Origin of the sequence: Sphaerisporangium sp. NPDC088356 (genome assembly GCF_040685555.1) — a bacterium.
Classification (GTDB): domain Bacteria; phylum Actinomycetota; class Actinomycetes; order Streptosporangiales; family Streptosporangiaceae; genus Sphaerisporangium.
The window spans coordinates 16,978-28,227 of the sequence record NZ_JBFBIK010000035.1 but is presented as its reverse complement, the minus strand read 5'-3'; the positions used below and the strand labels follow the sequence as shown (position 1 = coordinate 28,227).

Below are 11,250 nucleotides of genomic sequence, written 5' to 3'. Positions count from 1 at the left end.
GGGGTTCCAGGGGGTCGCCCCCCTGGGAAAACACAAAAACCCCGGTGGAAGAAGCTTCCGCTTCGACCAGCCGGGGGCCCTTCGGGGGTTCCAGGGGGTCGCCCCCCTGGGAAAACACAAAAACCCCGGTGGAAGAAGCTCTCGCTTCGACCAGCCGGGGACCTTGTGGGCGAGGAGGGATTTGAACCCTCACGTCCTTTCGGACACACGGACCTGAACCGTGCGCGTCTGCCGTTCCGCCACTCGCCCTCTTTGAGTGCGTGGAAAGGCTAGCACGGATCCGTGCATGCCACCGAACCCGGATACGATCCTCCTAGACGATGGAGGAAGGGAGGTACCCGGTGGGAGTCCTTCAGCGCTTCGAGCGAAGGCTCGAAGGCTTGGTTGAGGGGGCCTTTGCGCGGGCGTTCAAATCTGACCTTCAGCCGGTCGAGGTCGCCAGCGCGGTGCAGCGGGAGATGGACGAACGAGCCGCGATCGTGGCACAAGGTCGCACTCTTGTGCCCAACGACTTCGTGGTGGAGCTGTCCACGACCGACAGCGAGCGTCTGGAGGTGTACGCCGACAGCATCAGTCATGAGCTCGCCAACCTCGCCAGGGAGTACGCCAAGGAACAGGGGTACTCGTTCGTGGGACCCGTCCGGGTTCGCTTCGAGACCGCCGACGATCTGGCGGTCGGCCTGTTCCGTATCCGCTCGGGAGTCATCCGAGGGGCCACGGTCGAGCAGGACGAGATCCGGCAGCCTGTCAGCGATCTCCCCGCGAGCAAGCCGAGCGCGTTCGGCGGCCGCCCACGCCTGCTGGTGTCCACTCAGGACGACCCGCAGGGCCAGCGGTCCTATGAGCTGACGACCCCCGTGACGCTTCTTGGACGGGGCACCGACTGCGATCTGCGGTTGGTGGACCCAGGCGTCTCCAGGCACCATGCCGAGCTCAGGGTCGAGGGTCCGCTTGTGGCCCTCGTCGATCTCGGTTCAACGAACGGCACTTTCGTCAACGGCCAGCCGGTTCGCCGGATCGAGCTCCAGGACGGCACCCGAGTCACGTTGGGTCGCACAACCCTGGTGTTCCGGCGCGATTAAGGGTAGACAAACGGTCCATGTCCGAGCTCACTCTGCTGCTGATCCGGCTCGCGTTCCTCGCGGTGCTGTGGTTCTTTGTCATTGCCGCGGTGGGTGTGATCCGGACAGACTTGTTCGGATCACGTACGGCGGCTCCGGCAGCTGTGCGCAAACCACCCAAACCCGCACGTCAGCCTGCCAAGCCGAAGAAGGGGGAGCCGCGACAACTGGTCGTTACCGGTGGTCCCCTACAAGGGACCATCATCAACCTCACGGAGACGCCAATCACTATCGGTCGGGCGAATGACGCCACGCTGGTACTCAGCGACGATTACGCTTCCAGCCGGCACGCCCGGCTGTTCCCCCAGGACGGTCAGTGGATCGTGGAAGACCTCGGCTCGACCAACGGCACGTATCTCGACCGCTCCAAAGTGACCCGTCCCATGCCGGTGCACCTCGGCGTTCCGATCCGCATCGGCAAAACCGTCATCGAATTGCGCAAATGACAATCGCACTCCGCTACGCCGCCCGCTCGGACGTCGGCCTCCTCCGCGAAGGAAACGAGGACTCGGCGTACGCGAGCCCGCGCCTGCTCGCCGTCGCAGACGGCATGGGCGGGCACGCTCACGGTGAGGTGGCCAGTTCGGTCGCCATCACCGCCATGTCGTCCCTCGACCGGGACGCATCCGGGGGTGACCTGCTCAGCGCCATCGAGGCCGCGGTGCGCGACGCCAATCGCAAGCTGCACGAGATGGTCGGCCGTGATCCCAGCCTCAAGGGCATGGGCACCACACTCACGGCGATGCTGTGGTCAGGCACCCGCGTCGCCCTTGTCCACGTCGGCGACTCCCGCGCCTACCTTCTCCGCAACGGCGAGCTGTACCAGATCACTCATGACCACACCCTGGTGCAGTCGCTCGTGGACGACGGAAGGATCACGCAGGAGGAAGCCGCCAGCCATCCACAGCGTTCGATCCTGCTCCGGGCCCTCGACGGGAGCGGCGAGGTCGATCCCGACCTCTCGCTTCGCGAGGCCCAGATCAACGACCGCTACCTCCTCTGCTCAGACGGTCTGTCGAGCGTGGTCAGCGCCGAGACCCTCCACCACACCCTGACCACGGTCGAGGAGCCGGACTCCGTGGTCCGCCAGCTCATCGACCTCGCCAACCGGGGTGGCGGCCCCGACAACATCACCTGCATCGTCGCCGACGTGGTCGAGATCGAGGAAGGCCAGGTGGTCGCGGGGGACGCCGCGGTGGTGGGCGCCGCCGGGTCGAACCGCCTCCGATCCCAGCCTCCTGACACGCCGGCCGGGCGCGCGTCCACGATCACCGCTCCCCAGCCGGTGATCGTGGACGACGACCTCGACGACCAGCCTGCGGGCGGCCCGGCGGCGAACGCCGCGGCCGCCCCGCGGCGTGTCAAACGCCGCCGCCTTTGGCCGATCGCGACGGTCGTGCTCGTCCTGCTGGTACTGGTCTTCGGGGGCGGCGGCTACTTCGGCTACAAATGGACCCAAGATCAGTACTACGTCGGGGCCAAAGGTGACGAGCTAGTGTTGTTTCGCGGGGTCGACAGCACCATCGGACCGATCCAACTGAACTCCGTGGCCGAAAGCACCGGCTTGTCGGTGTCCTCGATCCCCGAACCGGAGCGCGAGCAGGTGCGACGGGGGATCCCAGTAGCAGACCTCCAGGCGGGAAAGACCAAGATCAACGATTTGAAGGCCAAATCCGGCGGCAACCAGAAGACCACCGAGCCGACGGCTTCCCCTAGCGCCACGAGGTCCTCCTAAGTGAGTGCTGTCGACGTCGCGGCCGTCCCCATGACCGCCAAACGGCGGGGGGCGCAGCTTGTCATGCTCGCCTTCGCCGTCGCGATCGTCATGGTCGCCTACGCAAACGTCGGGCTGGGCACGAACGGCCAGGTCCCCGCGGGCATGCTGACCTACGGCCTCGGCCTGGGCGGCCTGATGCTCGCCGCCTACTTCGTAATGGCCAAGTTCGCCCCCTGGGCCGACCCTCTGGTGCTTCCGCTGGTGACGCTGGTCAACGGCCTCGGCCTGGTGATGATCTATCGCATCGAACAGGCCACGCCGAAACTCGCCTCCGCCAGCAACCAGCTCTTCTGGACCGCGCTCGGCGTCGTCATGTTCTCCGTCACGCTCATCGTGCTGCGTGACCACCGCGCCCTCCAGCGGATGACCTACACCGCGGGCTTCGTGGGCCTCGGGCTGCTGATCCTCCCTCTGTTGCCCCTCCTGGGCAAGGAGATCAACGGCGCCCGCATCTGGGTCGGCGTCGGCGGCTTCTCCATCCAGCCGGGCGAGTTCGCCAAGCTGGCCCTGGTCGTCTTCTTCGCCGGTTACCTGGTCGCCAAGCGCGACGTGCTGGCCCTCGCCGGGCGCCGCCTGCTCATGATCGACCTGCCCCGCGCCCGCGACCTCGGCCCCGTGCTCATCACGTGGGTGGTCAGCGTCGGCGTGCTGGTCATGGAGAAGGACCTCGGCACCTCGCTCCTGCTGTTCGGCGCGTTCATCGCGATGCTCTACGTCGCCACGCAGCGCACCTCCTGGGTGCTCATCGGCGTGCTGCTCTTCATCGGCGGCGCGTTCGTCGCCGGCCAGCTCTTCAGCCACGTCGGCGCCCGGTTCGACGTCTGGCTGAACCCGAGCAGCCAGGCTCTCTATGATCGTACTTTCGGCAGCAGTTACCAGCTGATGCAGGGCCTGTTCGGCATGGGCTCGGGCGGCATCCTCGGCACCGGCCTCGGCCAGGGCCACCCCAACCTGATCCCGCTGTCGTTCTCCGACTTCATCTTCGCCGCCACCGGCGAGGAGCTCGGGCTCACCGGCCTGATGGCGCTGCTCATGGTGTACGCACTGATCGTCGAGCGCGGCCTGCGCACCGCGATCGCGGCCCGTGACCCGTTCAGCAAGCTCCTCGCGGGGGGCCTGTCGTTCATCCTGGCGTGGCAGGTCTTCATCATCGTCGGTGGCGTGACCAACCTGATTCCGCTTACGGGCCTGGTCACGCCGTTCATGTCGCAGGGCGGCTCCGCCCTCCTGGCTAACTGGATCCTTATCGCCTTGCTGGTACGCATGTCAGACGCCGCCCGCCGCCCGCCGCCGCAAGCCATCCAGGACGAGGGACTGACGCAGGTGTTCCAGCGATGAACGGCACGCTCAAGCGCGCCTCCGTGGCCTGCCTGCTCATGTTCGGCCTGCTGATGATCAATATCAACTACCTGCAGGCGGTCAAGGCCGACGACCTGCGCACCGACAGCCGCAACACGCGCAGCTTCTTCGCCCGCTACCAGAACGAGCGCGGCATGATCACCGCGGGCGGCGAGACGCTCGCCAAGTCCGTGGACACCGGCGCGGCGAACACGTTCAGGTTCCAGCGGAAGTACACCGACGGCCCGGTCTACGCCCCGGTCATCGGCTTCTTCGCTCCCGAGAGCGCGCAGGGCATCGAGGGCGCCGAGAACAAGTACCTCGACGGCACCCACCCCGACCTGTTCGTCCGCCGTACGGTCGACCTGATCACGAGCAAGCCGACGCGGGGCGCGGCCGTCGACCTCACCCTGGTGCCGAAGGCCCAGAAGATCGCCTACGAGGACATGCAGAAGAGCGGCAAGCGCGGGGCCGTGGTGGCGCTCGACCCGAGGACCGGGGCGATCCTCACCATGGTCTCGCTGCCGACCTTCGACCCGAACACGATGGCGGCCCCCGACAAGAGCAAGGCCGCGAAGGTCTACAACAAGCTCGACAAGGACGACAACAAGCCCCTGCTGAACCGCGCCATCTCGACGACCTACGCCCCGGGCTCGACGTTCAAGGTGGTCACCTCGGCGGCCTACCTCAGCGAGGACAGCTCGCGCGATGCCAACACCGAGGTGGACGCGCCGAACGTCCTGCCGCTGCCGGGCACCAACATCGGCCTGCCCAACTACCACGGCGAGTCGTGCGGCGGCCGGGCGACGCTCCTCGACGCTCTGACGATCTCGTGCAACACGGCGTTCGGCACGATGGGGCTCGAAATGGGCTACGACAAGCTCAAGGAGCAGGCGGCCAAGTTCGGGATGGGCCAGCCCATGTCGATCCCGCTGGACGTGGTCGCGAGCGACATCGGCCCCGACGAGGGCAAGGCCGCGCTGGCGCAGACCTCGATCGGCCAGCGCAGCAACCAGATCACGCCGCTGCAGATGGCCATGGTGGCCGCCGGCGTCGCCAACCAGGGCAAAGTCATGAAGCCCTACCTGGTGAACAAGATTGTCAGCCCGGACAACGAGGATATCGACAGCACACGGCCCCAGGAGCTCGACGAGGCCGTGACTCCGCAGGTCGCGGACGAGCTCCGCAAGATGATGATCAGCGTGGTGCAGAACGGCACCGGCACGGCGGCCCAGCTCCCGGGCATCACCGTGGCCGGCAAGACGGGTACCGCCGAGACCGCCAAGGGCGCGGCGTCGCATGCCTGGTTCATCGCCTTCGCGCCCGCCGAGGACCCCAAGGTCGCCGTCGCGGTGTTCGTCGAGTCCGGCAGCGCCGGCAACGACGCGACCGGAGGCGCGGTCGCCGCGCCCATCGCGCACGACGTCATGCAGGCGGTGCTCGGGCAGTGACCTTCGCCAACCGGGTGCTGAGCGACCGCTACCGGCTGACCGCCCGCATCGCGACCGGTGGCATGGGCGAGGTCTGGCGCGCGTCCGACCAGCTTCTGGGCCGCGAGGTCGCCGTGAAGCTGCTGCGCCAGCACGTGGCCGCGCACCCGGAGTTCCGCGAGCGGTTCCGCAACGAGGCGAGGATCACTGCCGGGCTGGCTGACTCCGGCATCGCCCAGGTCTTCGACTACGGCGAGCAGGACGACATCGCCTACCTGGTGATGGAGCTGGTCCCGGGGGAGGCGCTGTCGGGGATCCTGGCCCGCAACGGCACGCTGAGCCCCGAGGTCACCCTCGACGTGATCGGCCAGACCGCACGGGCGCTGCACACCGCCCACCGGTCGGGGATCATCCACCGCGACATCAAGCCGGGGAACATCCTCGTCACCGAGACCGGGGTCATCAAGGTCACCGACTTCGGCATCGCACGGGCCCTCGAAGGCTCCCGCATGACCATGACGGGCACCGTGCTCGGCACCGCGCAGTACGTCAGCCCCGAGCAGGCCTCAGGCAGCGTGCTGACCCCGTCGACCGACATCTACTCCCTCGGCGTCGTGGCGTACGAGTGCCTCGCGGGACGACCGCCTTTCTCGGCGCCCAACCAGGTGGCCATCGCCCTTCTCCACCTGAACGAGCAGGTGCCCCCACTTCCCGACAGCGTGCCGAAGCCCGTCCGCGACCTGGTCATGGCCATGCTGGCGAAGAGCCCCGACCACCGGCCCGCCACCACGCGGGAGCTGGCCGACCGGGCGATGGTGCTGCGTGACTCGCTCTCCACCCCGAGCGCGTCCCATCTGAGCATGCTCACCGACCCGTCCGGTTTCGCCATACGCGAAGCGCTGGAGCAGTCCGGAGCGCTCGATCAGCCGGGCGACCCGTTCGCCGGCCTGTACGAGACCACCGAAGCGGCCGTGCCGCCGCACGCCTCCACGCGCGTCGGGCATCCGCCGGTCGGCCCCCGCAGCCTCCGTCCGGCCGCGGCGCCGAGGCGCAGGCGCAGGCGTGCGGCCATCGGGTTCTTCGCCGCGGCGGGCTGCGCGGCCGCGGTCGGATTCGGCGCCCTGGCGGCGGGCGGGCTCCCTGAGCTGGGGCTCGACAGCGGCCCGTCGCAGCCCGTCAACCCGGCGACCGGCGATCCCACGCGATCCTCGACGCCGGCGAGGAGCACCACGACATCGCTTCGACCGAAACCGGTGAAGTCTGTCAAGCCCACGGTGTCACGGTCGGCTACGGTAAGCACATCGGCCACGCCGACTCAGCAGCGGACGCCGACGCCCACTCCGTCTCCTAGTCCAACCCCTACTCCGACGCCCACACCGACCCCCACGCCGAGTGAGACGCCAAGCCCCAGCTCATCCGCAAGCACCACAATCCCCCCGAACGGGGAGACGTAATGCGGCGCGGGGTCGATGATGGACACCGGCAGCCGCACCGCGGGCCGGTACCCAAGATGAACGGCAAGGGACAGTGCAGGAAATGACTCAGCCTCGGCTACTCGGTGGTCGCTATGAGCTCGACGGGGTCGTCGGGCGCGGCGGCATGGCCGAGGTGTATCGCGCCCGGGACATCCGGCTGGACCGTGTTGTCGCGATCAAGACACTGCGTGCTGATCTGGCCAGAGACCACATCTTCCAGGCCCGTTTCCGCCGTGAGGCCCAGTCCGCGGCGTCCTTGAACCACCCCTCGATCGTCGCGGTGTACGACACCGGCGAGGACATGACCGATGGCACCCCCGTGCCGTACATCGTCATGGAGTTCGTCGATGGGCGCACGCTCCGCGACCTGCTGCGCGCGGACCGGCGCCTGCTTCCCGAGCGGGCGACCGAGCTGGTCGACGGCATCCTGAGGGCCCTGGACTACAGCCACCGCGGCGGCATCGTCCACCGCGACATCAAGCCCGCCAACGTGATGATCACGCTTGCCGGCGACGTCAAGGTCATGGACTTCGGCATCGCGCGCGCGATGGCCGACTCGGCCGCCACGATGACCCAGACCGCTCAGGTCATCGGCACCGCCCAGTACCTCTCGCCCGAGCAGGCCAGAGGCGAGCGCGTCGACGCCCGCAGCGACATCTACTCCACGGGCTGCGTGCTGTACGAGCTGCTGACCGGGCAGCCGCCGTTCACCGGCGACTCCCCGGTGGCGATCGCCTACCAGCACGTGCGCGAGGACCCGATCCCGCCGTCGCAGATCGACCCCGACATCCCGCAGTGGGCCGACGCCATCGTGCTCAAGGCCATGGCCAAGGATCCCGCGCACCGCTACCAGAGCGCCGCCGAGATGCGGGCCGACATCCAGCGGGCGATGTCCGGCATGCCGGTCGACGCCCAGACGATGGCCCTGAGCCAGAACAACTACGCGGGCCAGCAGACCCGCACGCTCAACGCGCCGGGCGGCCCCGCCACCCAGCGCACCAACGCGGTCCCCGCGTACGAGTACGCCCCGACCCAGGCCGGCGGAGGCCGCTACGAGCGCCGCCGCGCCAACTCGGGGAACACCGCGCTCAAGACGGCCGCGTGGATCCTGGTCCCGCTGCTCGTCATCGCCGCCTTCGTCGGCATCGGGTACGCCTTCCTGAGCTCACCCGGCGGCAACGACGTGGCCGGCCAGGTCTTGATCCCCTCGTTCAAGGGGCAGACCGCCGAGGCCGCGAAGGCCAAGCTGGAGAGCCAGGGCCTGAAGGTCAACGTCGCCGAGGAGTTCAACTCCGACGTCGACAAGGGCACCGTCATCGAGACCGACCCCGCGGCCGGCCAGCAGGTGGCGAAGGGCTCCAACGTCGAACTCAAGGTTTCCAAGGGCGTCAAGCAGGCGGTCGTGCCCGACGTGGTCGGGAGCAGCATCGACGACGCCACCAGCACCCTGGAGTCGAACGGTCTCAAGGCGCAGGTGGTCAGCGTCGTCTCCGGCAAGGAGCAGGAGAAGGTCTTCCAGTCCAAGCCCGCCGCCGGTGAGAAGGTCGACGAGGGCAGCATCGTCAAGATCTACGTGCCCAAGACGCAGACCGATGTCCCGGATGTCACGGGTCAGACGGTCGGCGACGCCAAGAGGACGCTGACCGGGGCCGGCTTCAAGGTGAAGACCCAGCAGCAGGAGAGCCAGGACGTCCCCAAGGGCAGCGTCATCAGCCAGAGCCCGCGGGGCGGCGCCAAGCTGACGCCCGGCATGACGATCACTCTGGTCGTCTCCTCCGGCCCGCCCCAGGAGACCTTCCCGACGGACGAGCCGACCACGCCGACCGACCAGCCGAGCGACCAGCCCTCGGACGAGCCGACCACCGACGACCCGTTCAGTGACCCGCCGCCGGACAACTTCGGCAACTGACGCCTGACATGAGAAGAGGATCTCCGCCGCTCGGGGGCGACGGCGGAGACCCTCATCCGATAGTCGTCACAGAGCCCCTCGGCGTTACACGATCTGAGCCAGCCAGTTCGCGAGAAGTCGGTGCCCGTGGTCGGAGAGCACCGACTCGGGGTGGAACTGCACGCCCTCGACGCGCGCCGCCCGGTGCCTGAGGCCCATGATGATCCCCGATTCGGTGACGGCGCTGACCTCCAGGACGTCGGGCATCGTGTCCGGGACGACGGCCAGCGAGTGGTACCGCGTCATGGTGACCGGCGAGGGAAGCCCCTCGAACACGCCCCTGCCGTCGTGGGCGATCTCGCTGGTACGGCCGTGCATCAGCTCGGGCGCGCGGGCGACGACGCCTCCGTACGCGACGGCGATGGCCTGGTGCCCGAGGCAGACGCCGAGCAGGGGAAGGCTTGACTCGGCGCAGAAGGTCACCAGGGGGACGCTGACCCCGGCCGCCTCTGGCGTGCCGGGACCGGGGCTGATGACCACCCCGTCGAATCCCTCGGCGTCCTCGACGCGCACGTGGTCGCGCGGCCGGACGTCGCACTCGGCGCCCAGCTGCCGGAGGTACTGCACGATCGTGTGGACGAAACTGTCATGGTTGTCCACGACGAGCAGGCGGGTCATCGGCCTACGGTCACCCTGTCGAGGGGTACGTGCGGCTCTAGCTTGGGGAACACCACGTACCAGAGTACGACCCCGGCCAGGCCCGCCAGCAACAGCACGGTGACCACCTTGGCCCCGGTCCCGCCGGGGATGACCCGCCAGATCCATCCGTACATCGACTCCCCCTCACTTCCGCCCGCGCTCGGGGACGGGGCTGCTTCGGTGTGGCCGTCCGGCGGCTCGCGCGTACGGCGGGCTCTGTCAGGCCGATCGGCGGTCCTGCTTGCTCGAAAGGACGCCGAAGACGATGAGCCGCTGCCGGGCGGAGTACTCCGGATGGCAGGTCGTCAGAGTGATCATGGCTTTGGTCGGCCGGCTCTCCGGGTGGCCGGGCATCGGGGCGATGACGTCCACCGCCTCCGGGTAGACGACCTTCTTGCTCGACACCCGGTAGGTGTAGCGCGCTTCGGGGGCCTCGATGATGATGGCGTCGCCGCGACGCAGCTCGTCGATGCGGTTGAAGGGGGCGGCGTAGGTGGTGCGGTGCCCGGAAAGGACGAAGTTGCCGACCATGCCCGGCAGCGCCGTGCCGGGGTAGTGTCCCGGCCCCCTGCGCAGGTCCTCGGAGGTGACGCCTTCGAGGATGGCGTACTCGTAGTCGCGTCCGAGGCGGGGGATCCTGATGAGCGCGACGGCGTCGCCCACGTCGATCTTGGCGAGCTTCGCGTGCTTCGGGCCGTCCAGCAGCTGCTGTTTGAGGATGCGCTGGTACCACTCGGTGTACGAGCTGGTGCCCCAGAGCAGGTAGCCGCAGAACAGGAGCATGACGAGGCCGCCGGTGATGCTGAGCTCGCCACAGGTGCGCAGCAGCGCCCTCACGACGGCTCAGCCACCCCATGGCACGCCCGGGCCCCCTCCCGGCGGCCGGCGGGCATCCTGGGCTCGTCGAGCCTCTTCACCGAGTACATGCGTCCACAGCAGGCGACATAGTCATGAAATATCCGGATCAGGGGTGGGCGGCGTGCGGTCCACGCCCCGCCAGGTGAGGCTATTCGCGGCGAAAGCGCACCGCCCGGACGACACCCGGGCCCTTGACCGAGACTTTGCGCGACCGTATTCACGATTTCATGCCGTGAACGAGAGCTTGTTCGGCCTGGAATCGCCGTTCGAGCCCCGCGCCGACTAGGCTTACTCGGGTCTTCCTACACCAGCGACTACGCTGGCTGCCAGAGCCCGCGACACCGCGCGGGTCCCCACCAGGAGAGCTGCCGTGCCCAAGTCTCACACTCGCAAGAAGGCGGTCTACACCCCGCCGCAGAAGTCGCAGCAGGTCAAGGTGAGCCCCCGCTGGCTGGCACCGGTCATGGTCGCTTCGTGGATCATCGGCATCCTGTGGATCGCGGTCTACTACATCGCTCCGAACGCTCCGGGCATCGGCGCCCTGAGCAACTGGAACCTTCTGATCGGCTTCGTCTTCATCATCTTCGGCGTGGTCCTGTCCACACGCTGGCGATAACAGCTCACCCGACGCCACGCCCGGCAGGTGGCGGACATTTTTCCACAG

Annotated in this window: 11 protein-coding genes and 1 tRNA gene; 8 read left to right on the top strand and 4 right to left on the bottom strand. The window is 68.2% G+C overall.

The genetic code is table 11. The annotated features are described in order from the left end of the window. Nucleotides 1–166: 166 nt before the first annotated feature. Nucleotides 167–249: transfer RNA gene (locus AB0O34_RS15725), tRNA-Leu, on the bottom strand. 92 nt (nucleotides 250–341) lie between these two features. Here AB0O34_RS15725 and AB0O34_RS15720 point away from each other — a divergent pair. From AB0O34_RS15720 to pknB, 7 genes are all read left to right on the top strand, one after another. Continuing rightward, the gene (locus AB0O34_RS15720) at nucleotides 342–1,082 is read left to right on the top strand and encodes a DUF3662 and FHA domain-containing protein (RefSeq protein ID WP_363916078.1); all 741 of its coding nucleotides are present in this window, start codon (nucleotides 342–344) and stop codon (nucleotides 1,080–1,082) included. Nucleotides 1,083–1,099: 17 nt separating this feature from the next. Beyond that, nucleotides 1,100–1,567, top strand: coding sequence for an FHA domain-containing protein (locus tag AB0O34_RS15715; protein ID WP_363916077.1), 468 nt, complete (start codon nucleotides 1,100–1,102; stop codon nucleotides 1,565–1,567). Next, nucleotides 1,564–2,856 (top strand): Stp1/IreP family PP2C-type Ser/Thr phosphatase, encoded by a 1,293-nt coding sequence (locus AB0O34_RS15710; RefSeq protein ID WP_363916076.1) that lies wholly within the window; start codon nucleotides 1,564–1,566, stop codon nucleotides 2,854–2,856. Before AB0O34_RS15715 ends, AB0O34_RS15710 begins: the two co-directional genes overlap by 4 nt. Before the next feature lie 30 nt (nucleotides 2,857–2,886). Next, entirely contained in the window at nucleotides 2,887–4,236 is a 1,350-nt protein-coding gene (locus tag AB0O34_RS15705) for an FtsW/RodA/SpoVE family cell cycle protein (RefSeq protein WP_363916127.1), read from the top strand. Further along, nucleotides 4,233–5,687, top strand: a complete 1,455-nt coding sequence (locus AB0O34_RS15700) for a penicillin-binding protein 2 (RefSeq protein WP_363916074.1) — start codon at nucleotides 4,233–4,235, stop codon at nucleotides 5,685–5,687. The genes AB0O34_RS15705 and AB0O34_RS15700 overlap by 4 nt, the downstream gene beginning before the upstream one ends. Beyond that, complete coding sequence (locus AB0O34_RS15695; RefSeq protein ID WP_363916073.1) at nucleotides 5,684–7,120, top strand: serine/threonine-protein kinase; 1,437 nt, start codon at nucleotides 5,684–5,686, stop codon at nucleotides 7,118–7,120. The genes AB0O34_RS15700 and AB0O34_RS15695 overlap by 4 nt, the downstream gene beginning before the upstream one ends. Nucleotides 7,121–7,202: 82 nt before the next feature. Then, on the top strand, nucleotides 7,203–9,050 hold the full coding sequence (gene pknB / locus AB0O34_RS15690) for a Stk1 family PASTA domain-containing Ser/Thr kinase (RefSeq protein WP_363916072.1): 1,848 nt from the start codon (nucleotides 7,203–7,205) through the stop codon (nucleotides 9,048–9,050). 84 nt (nucleotides 9,051–9,134) lie between these two features. Here pknB and AB0O34_RS15685 read toward each other — a convergent pair whose 3' ends face one another. The 3 genes from AB0O34_RS15685 to AB0O34_RS15675 all read right to left on the bottom strand — a co-directional run bounded on the left by AB0O34_RS15685 (nucleotide 9,135) and on the right by AB0O34_RS15675 (nucleotide 10,565). Continuing rightward, entirely contained in the window at nucleotides 9,135–9,707 is a 573-nt protein-coding gene (locus AB0O34_RS15685; RefSeq protein WP_363916071.1) for a gamma-glutamyl-gamma-aminobutyrate hydrolase family protein, read from the bottom strand. Continuing rightward, nucleotides 9,704–9,862 carry a hypothetical protein gene (locus AB0O34_RS15680; RefSeq protein ID WP_363916070.1) on the bottom strand — a complete coding sequence of 53 codons (159 nt, stop codon included), beginning with the start codon at nucleotides 9,860–9,862 and terminating at the stop codon, nucleotides 9,704–9,706. Before AB0O34_RS15680 ends, AB0O34_RS15685 begins: the two co-directional genes overlap by 4 nt. Before the next feature lie 85 nt (nucleotides 9,863–9,947). Then, a complete protein-coding gene (locus AB0O34_RS15675) occupies nucleotides 9,948–10,565 on the bottom strand; it encodes a class E sortase (RefSeq protein WP_363916069.1) in 618 nt (205 codons plus the stop codon). 391 nt (nucleotides 10,566–10,956) lie between these two features. Here AB0O34_RS15675 and AB0O34_RS15670 point away from each other — a divergent pair, with 391 nt between their 5' ends. Then, nucleotides 10,957–11,202, top strand: a complete 246-nt coding sequence (locus AB0O34_RS15670; RefSeq protein ID WP_363916068.1) for a cell division protein CrgA — start codon at nucleotides 10,957–10,959, stop codon at nucleotides 11,200–11,202. The last annotated feature ends 48 nt before the right edge of the window (nucleotides 11,203–11,250 follow it).